The sequence below is a fragment of the Bacteroidia bacterium genome (genome assembly GCA_033391075.1).
Lineage (GTDB): Bacteria > Bacteroidota > Bacteroidia > J057 > J057 > JAWPMV01.
In genome coordinates this window covers 4,715,832-4,736,347 of sequence record JAWPMV010000001.1, presented here as the reverse complement: position 1 = coordinate 4,736,347, position 20,516 = coordinate 4,715,832, and the positions used below count along the sequence as shown (strand labels likewise).

The following is a 20,516-nucleotide window of genomic DNA, read 5'->3' as shown; positions in this document are numbered from 1 at the left end:
TATTGAGGAGGGGTTCAGGCTAAATAAAGAAGAAATTTGTATTAGCATATAAAAACAAAAAGCGCCATTCTGAATCCAGAATGGCGCTTTTTGATCTTGTATCTAAAACTTAGGGAAGCTGAGCAACTCTTGAGTTGTTGTTCCTCCAGAAGATGTTGATGTCGATAGCATTGACTGTACCACTGAGGTTGAAGTCAGAGGTAGTAGTACCGTACGTATAGCTGCCTCCATTCTCCGGAATCCAGTAGAGGTTTCTATCAATCGCATTGATTCCTCCGCTACCGTCAGAATCACCACTCCACATGACCCTAACTCCGCTTACCGTATTCATGGCATCACCCCCACTAGTGAATACGGGAGTAGCAGGATTGGAGAAGTCGATGGTAGGCGCACTGCTCAGGTCAACGGCAGCAGCTGTCATAACCCCAAGGTGATTGTAGTGCTTGATGACGATGAAGTAATTTCCTCCAGGAACGCCATCAAATACGATTTCGCTATTTAGGTCTTTATCTACAATGTCTCCATCTTTTTGTAGCAGGACTGCTTTTTCTGCAATGATGCTGGTATTATCACTTTCATCCCGCAATTCTATCTTCAACCAATCAACAATTGCATCATCATTAGTAGCATCGAAAGCATTGGCAGCTGCATCTGTACTTAGACCGTAAGGATCAGTTGTTCCCAACAGGCTTCCAGCTCGGAGGTCATCGCTCATGGTTCCCGCTCCGGAGTTATATGGACCTTCGAGGAAGATTTTCAGGCTCATTTTAGGAGCGGCCATAGCCATGATCCAGTCTCCCACCAATTGAACCCCTTCATCATGCCTTACATTCTTGGCCAAAGGAGGCATAGCCGTACCTGTATTTACCTGCTTCAGACGCTGATAAAGTACAGATTTGCTGGTATCTCCGGGAACTACAATCTTGGCCCCACTAATGCCGAGGTCTTCAATTACATCTCCATTGATGATATCGGTATTGGCGAGATCTTCAGAAAGAAGTCCATTCCAGTTTGCCCGTGTACCTCCATTGGGCCTGTGGCAACTGCTACAGTTGATATCCAGATAAGATCTTGCGCGATCTTCCAAAGATTCGGAACCATCATCAATAGCTGCAGCTGTCAGGAATCCAGGAATATCACCTGCATTCAAAGTTTGATCAAACATACCAATATGATTGTATGTCTCAATCTGATTTCCTGTCAATCCAGTTGAAGGATAAAGCTGATCTGTATTTAGATGACGAGTCTTGGGTCCTAGTACTCGGGTTGAGGCTTCGGTATGACAAACAAAACATTCAGAACGACTGGGGTAGTACCAGGTTTGCGAACGGGTACCGCCGCCGGATTCTGTAATTGTAATATTGTCCTGGAAAGAAGTCTCCAGTAGATCTGCATCGCTACCATCGGGTCTCCAGCGATAGCTCAGCATATAGAACCCATTTTCTCCTCTTATGCTAAAACGAGTTTCCAGTTTGCGAATTTGGAGGGGGTCTGTTTCATCTGTAGGTAATTCGAAGTGCTTGATGAAAACAGTTCCTTCAGGGAAATCCCATTCTCCTTCTTCTGACCAAACCACGTCTTCCGCAGCTGTATTATAGCTCCCGTCATTGGGTACCGCCAGCCAGCGATATTTATCTGCACCGTCTGACCACAGAGATGTCACCATATCATAGGGTAAAACTCCTGTCGAAGGGGTAAGATTGCTAAGGTCTGAAAAAGCGCCCGTTGCAGAAAGCGTAGCCGGGATCGTTACATTTGGGGTGATCCCATCTGTAGAACCTACCGGGATGAATTCCCAAAGCTGGTTGAAATGCCCACTGTTTTCTCGATTTCCTATTTCAATATTTGCTCCATCGGCAGTCGAACTATTTTCTACTTCCATATCCAGCCCACTTGCAACGCCTACGAGGCGGAAGAAGGTTGTTTCCTCATGTTCGATGGTCCATTTCTGATTGCTACCTCCGCCATATTGCCATTGATGTATATTGGAACCATCTGTAGTTCCAAATCCTTGTACATCCGCGACTTTTCCGGCATTTATATTCTCTACTTTAAATTCTCCTCCTCCCAAATGGGTAACATTCCATTGTTGGCTGCTAGCTCCGGTGGCTGTTTGTTGCTCTGTATTTACGCCATTGCCTGTTCCGCCTCCCGCAGCACCCAATACTTTATTGCTATTTCTATTTCTGATATAATAATCCCCGTCAGGAATGATTCCTGAACCACTGATGCCTGGTACCAGTTTACGTGGGCTATTGGTACCAATATAAATTTCTCCATCCTGATCCTGTCCAAATCCATAGAAGGTACCCGGACCATTAGCTATCTCGGTTTTATTGGTGAATGGAGGCGTGCCACTGATGTCCATGGCCCATATCTTGCGGCTGTTTCCGTCAGCAAAAATGTAGAAGCCCGAATATTCAGGAAAAGCAGTACCTCTGTAAATGAATCCCCCACAAATCCAGTTATTACCTCCTGTGTGATCATAGAGGTGAATCGGATCTGTTTCCGTACCAATCAATGGACTGGGTTTGGTCATCAAATCTGTCCTGTCTGTAGAGCCTTCTCTGTAGGGCCAACCGAAGTTTGCACCACTAGCTACTACATTTACTTCTTCGAGGATGTATCCGCTGTTTGAACCTACGTTTCCGATATAGATATTACCCGTAGCCGCATCCAGAGTCATTCTGTGCGGGTTACGACATCCGAGGGTATAATACTCTTCAAATACACCGCTCTGCCCTACGAAAGGATTATCATTAGGGATGTAGTAATTCTGGCTGGTTCCCTGACCAGCATCTCCCAGGGTTCTTACGATCGGATGACTGACTCCTCCGCCCTGCATATCCACATCAATTCTAAATACACCTCCTGCTAATCTGTCGGTGATGTTTTGAGACTGAGTCATCCAACCCAAATCTCCAATTGCCAGGTAGAGGAAGCCATCATTGCCAAAAAGCAATCCACCTCCTCTGTGAAGGGTCGGTCCCAGTACCTGCTCGATAAGAATCAATTCTGTGCTTTCATCCGCTACATTGGTTCCGTCTGTCCGGGTAAAACGAGAAAGGCGGATGTATTCATCCCCTCCATACTCGGTTACATAGTAGACATAGAAGTAATTTCTATTAGGATTGCCCGATTTGTTGAAATCCGGGTGAAAAGCCATACCTAATACTCCCGAATCCTGTCCTGTCCAAACTCTTCCCGTGATATTCATGAAAGTAGTTTGATCAGATCCATTCCCATCCTTGCTCAACCAATAAAATACACCATCTCTGGTGATAAAGTGCATGCGCGTGCTCGAAGGCTCGGCAGTAATGGCTAGTAGGTTACTCATTGAGGCATTGGTAAATGGCTCATCGAGTTCTACACTAGAGGTGAGTTTTGTGGGAAAGGCTCCGTTGAGATATTGGCCTATGGCTTCAGGGGTATTCAAGCCAGGAGCGAATATCATGGGAGTGAACGCGGAAAGCAAGACTAGAAGTCCTAAAAGGGAATATCTTAACAGCGTACTGGTTCTATGCATCGATTCTTATCTTACAGAAGTTTTTTCTGTTTATTCATGTTGTCAGCTGGGAGAAATATCCTATCAAAAATAATTCCTAAAAGTGGTACAAAAATGTAATTATACCCTAATGGTCAACTTGGGTGTGTTAATTGACATTTTTGTCTTTAAAATGTAAAAATGAAAGCATGTGCTGACTAACTTTTTAGCCGCTTAGCCGAAGTGTGGTATGTAGATGAAAGAGATTTAGGAGATCTGCTCTCTTGAGGATATGTAAAATCCCCGATAAAAATCAGACCTTTTGCATTTATTTTTCCTTATCTGGTAAAGTCTGCGTTCTAACTAGCTGTTTTATATAGATTCCCTTATTATGCTAGTCCGCGAAGTTTTTCAATTAAATATATATGCTCTCTTATCTGCTGCTCAACTCAATTTTATTTCTGGGACTTTAAAGCTGCAAGTAGGGAATGCTATACTCCCTGATCTTTGCAGATATAACTTAGTATTTGACCCAAAGCCGAGTAGAAGATTTATCTAGTTGAAGATAAGTACGAAAACCTGTAATTCTTCGCATTTAGGACTAATGGGCATTTTTAGGGGGTGAATAGATAGGCAAAGCGCTACTTTAGCCCTAAAAAACAATCGGGACCCTCCATAGAGGAATCCCGATTATTAAGGAAAATGGATGTATAAGATTTTTTGACTAGGGAATCTGCTCTGATAAAGAGTTGTTAAACCTCCAGTAGAAATTCAAATCAATTGCATTGATGATGCCATCCAGGTTGAAATCTGCTGTGGAGCTTCCATAGCTGAAAGGATTTCCATTCTGGGGTAGCCAATGCAGGTTCTTATCCAGGGCATTTACGTTTCCATCTGAATTTGCATCTCCGCCCCAGAGAACCATGATACCATTATCGTTTTTCCGCGCTACTCCTCCCATGCTATAGACACTAAATACCGAGGAGGTGAAATCTATGGTCGGACTTCCTGATAAATCCAATGCAGTAGCCGTCATGACTCCCAGGTGATTGCTATGTTTGATGGCGACATAGAAACTATTGCCAGATAATCCGGAAAATACCAGGGCATTTCCATCCTTATCAACAACATCCCCATCTCGCTGAACAAGGGCAGCTTTCTCAGCTAATATATTAGTCGGATCAGCTGCATCTCTCAATTCGATCTTCACCCAATCCACAATGGCATTTTGGTCCGTTGGAATGAGTACAGCCGGATCAAGGGTCGTATTGAGTCCATAGGGATCTGTATTCCCCAGAATTCCATCCGTTCTATAAAAGTCGTCCATCAATTGATCGGGGGAGTAGTAGGCTCCTTCCAGGAAGGCTTTCATCGTAAAGGTTTTATCGCTATCACATTTTCCATCTCCATTTTCGTCTTCATACACCAAAACATTTCTGAAGAAAGCATCTCCATTTCCGGGAGCTGCATCGTGATCCATGATCAGGAATAAACGATCCATAGCTCCTGTGTAATACTGGCCAATGGGAATTTCATAGTGCTGATAAGCATTAGCTGCATAGCCCTCGAAATCTTCTATGTCATTATTGACATTCTGTGTACCGTATAATTTGAAAGCTTTATCTGCGCTCCATCCATTGTCATCATCCATTCCAATCGCTACAAACTCACCTTGAACATCACTTCTGAAGTCAAAAGACAGAACAGAATTGGCGGTGAGTGTGTAGGTGAAATCAATGTATTTCCAGGCATTATTAGTAAGGCGTACAATTTCATCTTCTTCCTGCAAACTCGCCTGACCGAAGTCCTGATTGCTGCCATAACTTTGGAAGTTATAGGCAGTGAAATCAATAGGAGGACAGTTCAGGTCCGGGGACTGATCAACAGCACAACCCATGATTTCTACTTCTCCGAGCTGGAGGAAATTTGTCCCAGTCAACTGGACTCGGATATATCTTCCGCTTCTTTTTACGGGAATACGCCTTATTGCCGGGTCGTGGGTAGGATCGTGGAAATCACTCACTCCACTCTGGGCAATGCTAGCACTAAGGTCGGTAGAGACAAAGGCTTCATCAGAAACCAATACGTGATAATCATCTAGTCTTGCCTGACAGCAGTCCGTCCGATTGACAATATTTATATGATCGATATTCTGGACAGAACCCAAATCGATTTGCCACCAGGCATTGTTTTCACTTTGGGTATGTGTAAAGGTATTGATATTTCCATCCGTAGCTAAATTTGCTGAATAGGTGGAAAAGAGGGAAGATTGTTGACTCGCTTTTCCCAAAGCCAGATTGCTCAAATTATCACAAGCTGGTTTCGCAGCAGGGAATAGGTTCGCATTAGGGATGATCTGTTTAGCAATCCCGGGACCTTCCCATGATAATTGCGCTACAGCTCCACCCCCGATTTCGTAATAATCCATTTCTACTGCTACCCGTTCACCTCCAGTCAGATCTATAGTAGCGACTCTTTCCGTGGGAGCTTGTGGTACCCAGAAATCCAGGATCATTTTTCCATCTACCCAAAGCCTGAGTCCATCATCCGTATTGGTGGTAAAGGTATATGTGCCCGTTGTAGGTACATCTATAAACCCACTCCAGCGAATGCTGAAATCATTGGGGCCCATGCTCGTGGCTGGTGAGCCCGTTCCCCAATTGAAATCGATGACAGGATCCTCTCTTTCAAAGACCGGATTAGTGAAATCATTATTGTCGAAATAATTTCCGCTCAGGCCATTACCCTGAACAGCACATCCCATGACTTCTGCTTCGGCGATGGTCAGGATGCCCGTTCCAGCCAACTGAACCCGTACATAGCGAGCATCTGCATTGATATCGATAAAGCTTTCTCTACCAGCCGTACCACTATACAATACGGAACTTACTCCTGCCTGAGCGAGGGTCGTATTGAGATTTTGAGAAGTGAAAGGTACAGGAGAACTGATGACGTAAAAATTGGAAAGTCGATTGGCGCAGCAGTCGGTCCGGTTCCAAAGTTTTATACCACTGAGGGTATACACAGCGCCCAAATCGACTTCCCACCAGGCATTCGCCTCATTATTGGTGTGCGTGATGGTATTATCGGCATCATCTCCATTATTATTTCCATCGATGGCATTGGACGCATCGAAATTATACGTAGCGGATGGATAGGTAGAGGACTGAGTAGCAGATTTGTGGAGGCTGACATTGGTCGGCTCACAATTTTCTGTAGTCTCCGGATCAAGATTGCCGATCCACTCGGCTATGAGGGCCGAACCAGCTTCATCTATTTCCCCTTTGGCTAAAGGAGGCATCATAATCGCGGGATCATTGCTATGCAATCTTTGGTACAAAACGGAACGACTCACATCGCCGGCTTTGATCACCATTTCTCCCGGAATCCCGAGACTCTGATTCAATTGATCAGTGAATAGATTGGAGAGATAGAGCGGCGTATTGATTCTGGCATCAAAGACAGCTCTATTTCCTGTTCCCGGTCTGTGGCAGTAACCACAGTTCAAATCCAGATAGGAACGCGCTCTTGTTTCAAGATCCGCATTGGGATCACCCTGGCTGGCATTGCTGGGAAGAGTGGCTACATCTGCATCCGTGATACTTTCCGGAATTATGCCCAGGGCACTAAAGGTTACCAGTTGATTGGCATTTATACCAGTGCTCGGATAGGTAATATTATTGTTGAGGTAACGAGTTCGTAAACCAAGAGTCCCTCCAACTGCATCATTGTGGCAGGTCAGACATTCTGATCTGCTGGGATAATGCCAGGTCTGGTTACGGGTTCCAGAGGGGGTCGTTATTGTAATATTTTCATCCAAACTACTGCTCAGAAGATCAGCATCCGAATTATCCGCTCGCCATTTATAGCTAAGGCCATAAATTTCCCCCGTATTGGTCATGACGGTAAAGCGAGTTTCCAGCCTTTTCGTAATCGAAGGATTACTTTCGTCTATCGGCAACTCAAAATGTTTAATCAAAACAGCTCCTTCCGGGAAAACCCATTCCCCATTTTCCTCATAGGCAATCTGCTCATCCGGATTATTATGGCTACCATTATTCGGGATAGCTAGCCAACGCTTTTTGATTGCGCCATCGGACCAGAAAGATTCATACATCCCATAAGGAATAACTCCATCTGAGGGAGTCAGATTAGCTAAATCTGAAAATGCTCCTGTTGCTGAGAGGGTAGCTGGCGGATTGAAGCTGCCTCCATCTTGTTCCAAACGTAGCAATTGACGATTGTTGCCCAAACGGAGCACATAAAGTTCTCCATTTTTATCCTCCCCGAAGGAGATAGGGTCGTTAGTACTTGTCAATTGAGTATAGGCCCCACTTCCGGTATCTACGGACCAAATTTCATCTCCATTGCCGTAGTCTCCACAAATATATTTGCCGTAAAGGGAAGGTATGGCGCTACCCCGATATACATATCCTCCGGTAATAGAGTTTGCTACTGATCGAGGAAATGCGGTCAGGGGAAGTTCATGGGTCGTACCGGGATAGAGTTGGTTGGTACAGACATTATGTGCCTGTGGGCCTTCCCAAACGGGCCATCCATAGTTCTTTCCTTTCTGAACGATGTTGATTTCTTCATGTTTATTTGAACCAATTTCACCAATGTACATGGTTCCGGTAAGGCGGTCCTTGGTCATTCTGTGTGGATTTCTATGTCCGATGGTATAATACTCTTCAAAGACATTTGCCTGGCCATTGAAGGGATTATCATTGGGAATGAAATAGCCGTTCCCACTGGTTTCATCCGGTGCTCGTGGTAAATCTTTGGGCATTAAATAGGTCGGGGCATGACTTTTCGTAGCGTCCATATCTACATCCAGGCGTAGGACTCCACCGTCCAGATTGGTACTTAGATTCTGGGAGGTACTATGTTGAGCCTGATCTCCGGTGGTCAGGTAGAGGAATCCATCATTACCAAAAACCAATCCCCCGCCTCTATGGGTAGAATTGTACAGCCTGACCCGAAACATATCTATGGTTTTGCTGAGGTCAACATTTAAGGTTCCATCGAAAACTTCATAGCGTTGTAAGACCAGATAGGCACCATCATAGAGGGCATCTTGCGGACACCTTTGAGGGGTAGGACTATCATTTACCCCATTAATATCGGGAGTAGAATAGTAGACGAAAAAGTAGTTCCTACCAGTCGCTCCTGCCTGTCCAAAGTTGGGGTGAAAGGCGAAACCGAGAAATCCTCCGTCCCACACGATGCCGACCTCTGAACTCAAATCAATGAAGGAAGTCTTGGTATTGACATTCTCATCATCCGTAAAATAAAATACCTTTCCATCTCTTTGGCCAACAAAGATCTTATTGTCATTGGGATGAGTGGCCCAGGTAAGTGGGCTGTCAAAACTAATATTGGGAAAAGCAGGATTTAGATTAACAGCTCCCGTAGGAACATTGCTGGGAAAATTGCCATTGAGGAATTTCCCGATTGCCTTGGCCTGAGTCAGACCCGGAGGCGGCATTAAAAGTGGCGTAAAAGCTGAAGCAGAGACAAATAAGAGAACAAGAAGCATCTTGAGCTTCCCTATTTTAATAAACCCCATCTATAGAATAGTATAACGCTAAAACCTAATTGGTATATGTGATCATCTTAAAAGTAAATACGAAATGTTGTAATTCTTGAAGAAAAGGATTAATGGGAAAAATTTGAGGATGAACAGAAGGATTTACCTACAATAGAAGCTCTTGTGATAGGAATGGAGCCTTTTTTAAACTAAAAGACCGATACTGAAAAATCAGTATCGATCCCAGAGACTTAGAAAAATTATATTTTTCAAAAAAGGATGAGACTCCCCAAAGAGAACCTCATCCAATCTGCTTACTATCTTTTATGAATCTTTTGAATATTGATCACCTTGCCTGTGAAATCTGTCAGAATCAGCTGATAGAATCCTTCAGGAACACGATCCATATTGATTTCAAGACTTCCGCCAGGCCTTAGTACCTGCTCAGTTTTCTGTACTTCTCTACCTGTCAAATCAATGAGCTTGGCATATAAATCCAGCTCCTGATTGTCATTACGGCGCACATTCAGTCTTGATAGGACTGGATTCGGATAAGCACTTATACTTATTGAGGAAGTCAATTCTACAAAGAGAACTTCTTCTTCAGTTTCAATCGTCTGACCTCTACTATCGATCACTCTCAATCGGTAGGTAGTGAATCCTTCCATAGGATTGCTATCCATAACCTTGTGGCTGGATTCTCCTTCTTCTTTTTCTTCAACAATCTTGGCCACTTGCTGAAATACTACTCCATCCTGGCTTCTTTCGAGGATATAGGTCGCTCCGGCTACGGCATTTTCTGCTGACCAGGAAAGTTCAACTTCTTCAAAGCTGTTGAGGGCATTGAAATGTCCAAAGGAGAAACTTCGAAGGGCAAAGGTGATGGCACCTCTGACATCCAGGCTGGCACAAATTCCGTTGGCAGTAATGAGATTTACTACATCAACTCCTGTCGTTGTTCCAAATTGAACTACGCTCAGATCAAGGAAATTCGCAGAATTTGGATCCGCATCATAGATCAAAGTATGGATTCTGTATAAACCGGGCCTGCTGATATCAAAATCTGGGGTCGCGCTCACTGCTTCAGTCGTCAGTCCTAATCCACGCGTCAATACATATAGCGTTGAATATCCGGCAGGAACATTTGCATTTCCTAGAGGCGTAGCACTGATATTTACGGTGTCATTTCTTGGAATGAATACCAGCAATTGATCAGGGCGAATAGCGCCTGCATCAGCTGTACAGGCTTCATTGACATGGACAGGAGCACCTGCTACATCTAAACTTGCACATAGGCCATTCGCTGCCACAATTCCCCGCACATCTCCCCCGGTAGTAGTACCAGGCACAACAACCGAAAGGTCAAGGAAGTTTGGAGAGCTGGGGTCGCCATCATATACCAGGGTATGGATGGTATACAAACCTGCAGCATTTACCACGAAGTCAGGACTAGTATTTACTTGCTCGATTACAAGGTTCTGTCCGGAAGTGAGTACATAAAGCACTGAGTATCCAGCTGGCACATTGATGTTGCCGTCTGGAGTTGCCGAAACAGTTGTAGAACCATTATCCAGGCTTACGGGATCATGATCAATAGTCAGTGTCCCCGCATCCGCACTACAGTCATTCACATGAACCGGCGCACCTGCGACATCGAGTGAAGCACACAGTCCATTTGCTGTAACAATTCCCAGCACATCCCCACCGGTAGTTGTTCCGGGCACTACTACTGAAAGATCGAGGAAGTTAGGAGAGTTAGAATCGCCATCATATACGAGGGTATGGATGGTGTAAAGTCCAGCTGTGTTTACGGTAAAAGAAGGATTGGCTCCTACTTGTTCTATTATCAGATTTGAACCGCTTGTGAGTACAAATAAGGATGAGTATCCGCTTGGAATATTGATGTTTCCATTCGGCGTAGCTGAAACAGTCGCACTACCATTCGCCAGAACAACTGGGTCCTGATCGATAGTCAGGGTTCCAGCATCCGCTTCGCAGTCATTCACATGAACCGGAGCACCTGCTACGTCGAGTGAAGCGCACAGTCCATTTGCACTTACGATTCCGAGTACATCTCCACCCGTAGTTGTTCCGGGTACTACCACAGAAAGATCGAGGAAGTTTGGAGAGTTTGGATCGCCATCATATACGAGGGTATGGATGGTATATAGTCCGGAAGAGGTAACTGTGAAAGAAGGATTAGCAGAAACCTGCTCGATTACAAGATTACTTCCAGAGGTCAATACGAAGATGGAAGAGTATCCACTAGGGATATTGATGTTTCCATTCGGCGTAGCTGAAACCGTTGCACTACCATTCGCCAGAACAACTGGATCCTGATCGATAGTCAAAGTTCCAGCATCCGCTTCGCAATCATTCACATGAACCGGAGCACCTGCTACGTCGAGTGAAGCGCACAGTCCATTTGCACTTACGATTCCGAGTACATCTCCACCCGTAGTTGTTCCGGGTACTACCACAGAAAGATCGAGGAAGTTTGGAGAGTTTGGATCGCCATCATATACGAGGGTATGGATGGTATATAGTCCGGAAGAGGTAACTGTGAAAGAGGGATTAGCAGAAACTTGCTCGATTACAAGATTACTTCCAGAGGTCAATACGAAGATGGAAGAGTATCCACTAGGGATATTGATGTTTCCATTCGGCGTAGCTGAAACAGTCGCACTACCATTCGCCAGAACAACTGGGTCCTGATCTATAGTCAGTGTTCCTGCATCCGCTTCGCAGTCATTCACATGAACGGGAGCACCCGCTACATCAAGCGAAGCACACAGTCCATTTGCAGTTACGATTCCGAGTACATCCCCACCCGTAGTTGTTCCAGGAACTACTACTGAAAGATCAAGGAAGTTGGAAGAATTCGGATCGCCATCATATACGAGGGTATGGATGGTGTAAAGTCCAGCTGCGTTTACGGTGAAAGAAGGATTGGCTCCAACTTGTTCTATTATAAGATTGCTTCCAGAGGTCAATACGAAGATGGAAGAGTATCCACTAGGGATATTGATGTTTCCATTCGGCGTAGCTGAAACAGTCGCACTACCATTCGCCAGGACAACTGGGTCCTGATCTATAGTCAGTGTTCCTGCATCCGCTTCGCAGTCATTCACATGAACGGGAGCACCCGCTACGTCGAGTGAAGCACACAGTCCATTTGCAGTTACGATTCCGAGTACATCCCCACCGGTCGTAGTTCCGGGCACTACTACTGAAAGATCGAGGAAGTTAGGAGAGTTAGGATCGCCATCATATACGAGGGTATGGATGGTGTAAAGTCCAGCTGTGTTTACGGTAAAAGAAGGATTGGCTCCTACTTGTTCTATTATCAGATTTGAACCGCTTGTGAGTACAAATAAGGAAGAGTATCCACTAGGAATATTGATATTTCCATCCGGTGTAGCCGAAACAGTCGCACTACCATTCGCCAGAACAACTGGATCCTGATCGATAGTCAAAGTTCCAGCATCCGCTTCGCAATCATTTACATGAACCGGAGCACCTGCTACGTCGAGTGAAGCGCACAGTCCATTTGCACTTACGATTCCGAGTACATCCCCACCCGTAGTTGTTCCGGGTACTACCACAGAAAGATCGAGGAAGTTTGGAGAGTTTGGATCGCCATCATATACGAGGGTATGGATGGTGTAAAGTCCGGCTGCGTTTACGGTGAAAGAAGGATTAGCAGAAACCTGCTCGATTACCAGATTACTTCCAGAGGTCAATACAAAGATTGAAGAATATCCACTTGGGATATTGATATTTCCATCCGGTGTAGCCGAAACAGTCGCACTACCATTCGCCAGAACAACTGGGTCCTGATCGATAGTCAGGGTTCCCGCATCCGCTTCGCAGTCATTCACATGAACCGGAGCACCCGCCACATCCAGACTTGCACAAAGTCCATTTGTAGTAACAATTCCCAGCACATCCCCACCCGTAGTTGTTCCGGGAACTACTACAGAAAGATCGAGGAAATTTGGAGAGTTTGGATCGCCATCATATACGAGTGTATGGATGGTGTAAAGTCCGGCTACGTTTACGGTGAAAGAAGGATTGGCTCCAACTTGTTCTATTATCAGATTTGAACCGCTTGTGAGTACAAATAAGGAAGAGTATCCCGCAGGAATATTGATGTTTCCATCCGGCGTAGCTGAAACAGTCGCACTACCATTCGCCAGAACCACTGGGTCCTGATCGATAGTCAAAGTTCCAGCATCCGCTTCGCAGTCATTCACATGAACCGGAGCACCTGCTACGTCGAGTGAAGCGCACAGTCCATTTGCACTTACGATTCCGAGTACATCTCCACCCGTAGTTGTTCCGGGTACTACCACAGAAAGATCGAGGAAGTTTGGAGAGTTTGGATCGCCATCATATACGAGGGTATGGATGGTGTAAAGTCCGGCTGCGTTTACGGTGAAAGAAGGATTAGCAGAAACCTGCTCGATTACCAGATTACTTCCAGAGGTCAATACGAAGAGGGAAGAGTATCCACTAGGGATATTGATGTTTCCATCCGGCGTAGCTGAAACCATTGCACTACCATTCGCCAGAACAACTGGATCCTGATCGATAGTCAAAGTTCCAGCATCCGCTTCGCAATCATTTACATGAACCGGAGCACCTGCTACGTCGAGTGAAGCGCAAAGTCCATTTGTTGTAACAATTCCCAGCACATCACCACCGGTCGTAGTTCCGGGCACTACTACAGAAAGGTCAAGGAAATTGGGAGAGTTTGGATCGCCATCATATACGAGGGTATGGATGGTGTAAAGTCCAGCTGCGTTTACGGTGAAAGAAGGATTGGCTCCAACTTGTTCTATTATAAGATTGCTTCCAGAGGTCAATACAAAGAGGGAAGAGTATCCCGCAGGAATATTGATGTTTCCATCCGGCGTAGCTGAAACCGTTGCACTACCATTCGCCAGAACAACTGGGTCCTGATCTATGGTCAGTGTTCCTGCATCCGCCGTACATGACGCATTTACATTAACCGGGGCGCCCGCAACAACGAGAGAGGCACAAATCCCATTTGAATTTATAATCCCCAAAACATCACCTCCTGTTGTTGTTCCAGGGACTACCACAGATAGATCGAGGAAGTCTGGAGAATGAGCATCCGCATCATATACCAGTGTATGGATGGTGTAAAGTCCAGGATTGGCAACGGTAAAAGAAGGATGAGTATTTACTTGCTCAATTACCAGATTAGTTCCACTGGTAAGGACGTAAATAACCGAATATCCATGAGGGACGTGAATGTTTCCATCAGGGGTAGCACTAATGTGTGCCGAACCGTTGACCAAATCAACCGGGTCATTATCTATGGTGAGGGTACCAGCGTCAGCCGTACATCCATTTACATGCACAGGAGCACCTGCAACATCCAGAGAAGCACAAATTCCCGCAGTATTGATGTAATTTAAAGCATCTGCACCTGTAGTCGTTCCAAATTGAATTAAGCTCAAATCTGCAAAATCGGGAGAGTGTGGGTCCGCATCATAAACAAGTGTGTGAATGGTGTAAAGCCCTGTACCTGTAACCGTAAAATCAGGAGTACTATTGGCCTGTTCCAATACCAGGTTTTGACCTCTACTCAGCACATATATGACTGAATATCCATGAGGGATATGAATATTTCCATCCGGCGTAGCTGAAACGGTAGCAGAGCCATTAACAAGGCTTAGTGGACTTTGATCGATCGTAAGACTCCCTGCATCTGCAGTACAGCTAGTGGTACTATTTGCAGTAGCATAGCTGACGGCCTGATTGAAAAGCGTCCAACCTGCATTCGTGCTATGTGTACTGGTCCAGGTATCCATGTGCAAACCAATTCGAGGGGCTGGGGCTTGCATACCTACCATATTATCTCCTGTATCATAGGAAAATACAGCATATCGACTGCCATATACTCCCAAACGAGCTATTTTATCCGCATCATTAGAAGGATCTCCCCATCTAAGATCTGCGCGAGCAGTTGTTAAGGCTTCTATTCCTGTCAATGATTGTGCGATGGGATGATTAGGGGCCGTAATTTGTGCCCATCTTGCATTTTGAGCAATCCCATAATCATGTTGGGCCGTATGATCCGTCATGCCCATATCATCATAGATATAGGACTGACTTACGATTACAGGAGTAGCTACATTAGCAAAGGTATTTCCTATGCCGGTGGGGTCGGCGGTAGCCGAAATAAATACCAAATCAACTCCATTAGCATCTGCTGCTGAAGTTGGCGTATTAGGACCGCCTTTAACAGTTACTGTGTAGCCTGAGTTTTGAAGAGCAGTAAGAATAGCCTGATCCCCCGGATTGATGGAGGAGGGATCCTGACCACTTACCATTAGTACCGATTGCTGAGCTAGCAGTCCGCTGAGGCTGAGCCATAACAAACAACACCAAAGGAAGAAGCGTTTGTTGTTTACCATAATTAATTTTCAGTTGAGGCATGGGAGTCCTGGCCCTTAAATCCTCGAGAGGCGAGAATTAAGGAATGGCCCGTGCATGAATGAGATTGTAAATATTTTTCATTCACATAATCGGTATAAATGTTAAGAGCCTAACAATTTCGGAGCCTATAGAAAATGGGGATCCTGGAAGAGCTAAGGATTAGGAAAGGGAGATTCTGTATTGATATTCAGATATTTATAATTAGAGTTTGGGATTGCTCTGAAACCAAATGAAAAATCCCATATGCATGTAGGGGCTTCAACAAGGCAGGGAAAGTGTAAATGATAGAGAAAAAGCAAGATAAAAAAAGAGCCGTCCCACAGGAACGGCTCTTTTTTTATCTGATATTTTTATTCAAGATCTTATTCAAAAAGAATCTTCTTGTTTACTATTCCATCAGGCAGACTTACTTGCAGGATATACAATCCAGGGCTAAGCTCATTGCGCTGAATTTCGAATTCAGTAGTATTAAGACCTGTATAATTTCTAACCGTTCTTCCGTTTAGGTCAAGTAGTTTCACAGCTTCGATATTCTTGATACCGTCTCTGTACTGAACAGTCAGGAAGTTGTTGGCTGGGTTGGGGAATACCTCTACATTTTCGTCGATAACTATGTCATTTACGCTGGTAGAAGTAGGCAATTGAAGTGCAATTGCCAAGTGAGGAGCAAGGTAACGAACGATAGTATCCATATAGGCTGTAGCAATGGTCATATCGTTTGGATTACCTCTTTTGTTTACACATACTGCCGTAGCTCCATCAACCTGAGTTGGAGGGTTCGAATTAATTCTGTCCATGAAAACAAAATTCCAGGTTGCTTCTGCAACAGCTTCATTGAAATAATTCCAGGGACCCCCCCATTCTGCCAGGGTATCACTTGGAGGATTACCAGGTAGACAGTTAGCTGGGCCGGGAGTATAAGGGGTGTCAAATGGATACAGCCCTGGGATATCACCGCTTTTTGCAGCAGCAATCGTGAAAAGGGTATCTCCCCAATTAATGCCCTTGAAAATATCCTGGTTCCCTAAAGAGTCGGCTCTTTTAGTTACTTCCATACCACCAGCACCCCCAGGGATTACTGCGAATGGACTTGGAGGATTGGTTGTACCATCAACTGCAAGTACATCTCCTACTTCATAGGGTGCACCCGGGTCTCTTTCACAATGTAGAGCTACAAAAGGAGCATCTCCTATTTCTACCCAGGAACGATCTCCCAAAGCACCGCCTAAAGCGAATCCCATTTGGAAGTCAGAGCTATAAGTAGGATAGTTAGGACGGTTAATACCAGCACTGTCTATTCCATAAGGATCACCAAAAAGGGTAGTATCCAGGAAAGGAGTTGCAGGTGTCGTACTGAAATCGATAAATTTTTCCTGTAGTGTTTGTTCGAAGCGTTTTAGGTAAGTAGCTCCATATGACATATATCCACCTGTACCATTTCCTCCAACAGCGATTCTACTAGGATCTATACCAAATAGATCAGCTTGTTCGGCTTCTGTAAATTTGAAGAAACGAACTGCATTACGCATATCCTGAATACCTCTATAAGCAGCATGCAGAATGGTTCTTTGCTGAACCAAAGCAGAACCTAGTGGATTCCAACCTCTACGATATTGAACAACTGCTACAACGTAGCCTCTTTTGGCCATGCGCATTGCAAAATCAACATTGGCAGGATCTACTCTTTCTCCAGTAAATCCTCCATTTACGATTGCCGGAAAGAAAGTTCCTCCAATACCAAAGATGATCACAGGACGATCAGTAGTGGTATCATTCATGGGTGCATATACATCCATATACAAAGGTACCGGAATGGTATCCTGAACGATGCCGAGAAATGCAGGAAGAATACTGAAATTAACTCCATATATAACAGAGTCCGTCACCATGATCTCATTATCTGTAAATATTTCATCCAGATAACGTTCCTGGGAAAATCCCTGGAGTGATAGACCTATCATCAGGAGGGATGATAATAAAATCGTCAAAGCTTGTCTCATAATCTTCAATTGAATAGGTTAAGGTTTTAGGTATAAAATCTAGAGTTTAGAAAAATCATATGTTAAAGATAGATAGGCAAGTCTTCCTATCCGGGGTCCTCCATACACGGTAAACACCTTATTGTTGAGAATATTAGAAGCCCCTAGTTTCATAGTTGTATGTAGTTTGGGGAAATATCTGCTGATCTGAGCATCAAGTAACTCATAAGTAGGAACCAGTCCCGTAAACTGGGGCGATCCTTCAAAAAGGAAGCCTTCGACCCATTTATAATTGACATTGAAGCCAAAATCGCTCACGCCAGCGATACTAACATTTCTTCCTCCGAAGTTAATATTGAATTTATGTTCGGGTGTATTGTAGGCAGGGACGATAGGATCGTCTGACTGTGTATTTAAGACATTCCATGAGTAATTACCCCCAAAGGTGAAATGTTGATTGATGAAATAGTTGAAGCCAAAAGCTGCACCCTGGGTAGTAACGATGTCTTCAGCATTAGCACTGATTCGAAGTACATCTCCAATAGGAAATCCATTTACCAATGAACCACCTCCCGCAAATCCAAGTCGGAAACCAATGAAGTCTGTATATCTACTGTAATAATAGCCGGCATCTATGTATACCCGTTTTCCCAATAAACCTCTGTATCCAAATTCATAGGTTGTTACCTTCTCTGGTTGAATCGGGTCCAGATCAAAAGGAACCAGTACAGTTTCATCCAGGGTTTCTGCATACACTAATAAAGAGTCCAGTTCCCAAAGGTCTGTGAATCCATTTATATTACCCGATAGTACTGCTCCTCCTACATCAAATCGAAGGAACTGATCTGCCAGGGTCGGATTTCGAATTGCTGAAGAAAGGGAAACACGGAGCGAGTTATTTTCATTTAACTGAACCAATCCTGTGACTGCTGGGGAAAGAAGGAGATTAAAATTCTGATTCTTATCCATCCGAAGTGTACCGGTGAGGGTCACTCTATCCGAAGCCAGTTTTTTCTTAAGCCCCGCATAAGCACCATATTCGATATTGGTGAGGCGAACATCTCCTGTATCGGCGAAAATACTTCCCTGTGTATAAGGGGTATAATACCTTCCATTGGCACCTACTGTAATCTCTGCCCAACTCGGTGTGAATTTATACTCGCCATGTAAATGATAGAGGGCAGAACGGTCAAAGAATTTCGTACCTCCTTCTTTGGTTATAATTCGGGAAGTAATGGAATCAAAGGCTGCCTGAAACAGAGGAGAACCTGGATTCAGAAATCCATTGGTTCCATCAATTCTTTCTCTCAAATCATTATGCCAAACAGTTATCTGCTCTTTATTTGCCTCAATTACCCGAGCTTGTTGCTCAAAATCGAAGAAGAAATCCGGGAACACGGGAGGAGCAGGATATCCTTCCAATTGTCTTACCAAAGGAGCATAATCTCTCCGCCAAATCTCGCGATAACTCTGGGCCCAGTTTACATTGCTGGACGCAAGGTTTTGGATTCTATTCGCAGTAAATACCGGATCATATGAATTCCCGGCATCTTCGTGAGTTACATATGATCTTACGAAAAACTTCCCCTCTTTTTTTACTTCAACTTTATGCTGAAAAAATTGAATGTCTTTCAGACTGATTCTGTTTACTCCCTGAAAAACGGTGGTTCCATTACTATAGTTGGAGGAAGCTATGAGTTCAACATCCGGCTTTAGTTTATAGTGAAAAGCAAGGCCTCCTTTAAAGTTTCTCGTATCATAATCCAGGAGATCAGATTCTTTAAAACCGGTTCTGTAATAAAGGCCCAGCCCCGGAGTCTGCAATCTGGTATTGTTACTGGTCGCTCTTCCCAAAACTTCGTCCCCATATACATTTACTGCATCATATCCTCCAGGATTATCTATGCCCACAAATGGAGTAGCGCCTCTTACGGTAACATCTCTATAAGCCTCATCAAAATTATCTGCTTCCCAGTCATCTGCTCGGAGATAAAAAAGATTAAACTTTACAGCGAATTTCTCAACACCATTCTTGTTTTTAAAAACCTTGGCGTAACGAACCGCTGATTCTACCCAGTTTCTTTCTCCTACTTTTACTGAAGCAGAAAGTCCTCTATGAATAAAGGGATTCTTGGTCTTCATGGCGATAACACCATTAAAGGCATTTGGCCCATAGTAGGCAGAGGAAGCTCCCACAATCAAATCGACCGACTCCAGATCAAGCTCGGAAGCTCCCAGGAAATTTCCCAGAGAGAAGTTCAGACCGGGAGACTGATTATCTACTCCGTCTATCAATTGAAGGGAACGTACTGGCTGGGTACTATTGAATCCCCGGGTGTTCACGACTTTAAATCCAAAACTGGCAGAATTCATATCCACTCCCTTCAAGTGGCCAAGCCCTTCATAGAAATTGGCTGCAGGAGTTTCTTTAATTGCGGTAATGGACATGGATTCAACTGAAAGGGCAGATTGCTTTTGCCTTTCTACATAGGCGCTGGCTACAATTTCCACTTCAGCAACTTCTACAGTTCTTTCCTCCATGCGCACATTATAGCTCTTGTCAAAGGAGGTGATATCCACTACAGAAGAATCATAACCGACATATCGAACCAGCAATTGCACGGGTGCTGCTTTCGAAGAAGTTAGGCTAAAAGAACCATCATCCTTGGTCAGCGCCCCTGTCTGAGTGCCTATCAGTAATACACTGGCTCCATTTAGAGGAGTATTGGTTTTTCCATCAACTACTTTCCCTCTTATGACTCCCTGTGCCAACATCACAGATGAGCCCAATCCCAAAAGGAGGAGGGTCATAAAAACTTTCACAATATTAATAGGGAATTTGGTACTATATCCTGTCAAACGGGTGTAGTAGAAGTACATGGTATAATGTCATTAGGTCTAGCGCGAAAGACGCGGCGAACAAATATACAAATAAGATTGTTATGCATGCATCATTTTCTAAATTGTTTGAGGGAAAAATTAAGTACTTGTTTGAATATCTTTTCCTTTTTTCTTCCCTGAGATTTAATCACTTAGAAAATTTTGCATACAT

The 20,516-nt window shown here is 44.3% G+C and carries 5 protein-coding genes; all 5 read right to left on the bottom strand.

Going from position 1 to position 20,516, the window contains the following annotated elements; translation table 11 throughout:
* Nucleotides 1-109: 109 nt before the first annotated feature.
* On the bottom strand, nucleotides 110-3,454 hold the full coding sequence (locus R8P61_18815) for an RICIN domain-containing protein (GenBank protein ID MDW3649128.1): 3,345 nt from the start codon (nucleotides 3,452-3,454) through the stop codon (nucleotides 110-112).
* Between the two features lie 754 nt (nucleotides 3,455-4,208).
* Nucleotides 4,209-9,023: a PQQ-dependent sugar dehydrogenase gene (locus R8P61_18810; GenBank protein MDW3649127.1), complete on the bottom strand. Its 4,815-nt coding sequence runs from the start codon at nucleotides 9,021-9,023 to the stop codon at nucleotides 4,209-4,211.
* Between the two features lie 308 nt (nucleotides 9,024-9,331).
* Nucleotides 9,332-15,463: a T9SS type A sorting domain-containing protein gene (locus tag R8P61_18805; GenBank protein MDW3649126.1), complete on the bottom strand. Its 6,132-nt coding sequence runs from the start codon at nucleotides 15,461-15,463 to the stop codon at nucleotides 9,332-9,334.
* 384 nt (nucleotides 15,464-15,847) lie between these two features.
* Complete coding sequence (locus tag R8P61_18800; protein ID MDW3649125.1) at nucleotides 15,848-17,446, bottom strand: T9SS type A sorting domain-containing protein; 1,599 nt, start codon at nucleotides 17,444-17,446, stop codon at nucleotides 15,848-15,850.
* Between the two features lie 78 nt (nucleotides 17,447-17,524).
* Complete coding sequence (locus R8P61_18795; protein ID MDW3649124.1) at nucleotides 17,525-20,344, bottom strand: TonB-dependent receptor; 2,820 nt, start codon at nucleotides 20,342-20,344, stop codon at nucleotides 17,525-17,527.
* Nucleotides 20,345-20,516: the final 172 nt, after the last annotated feature.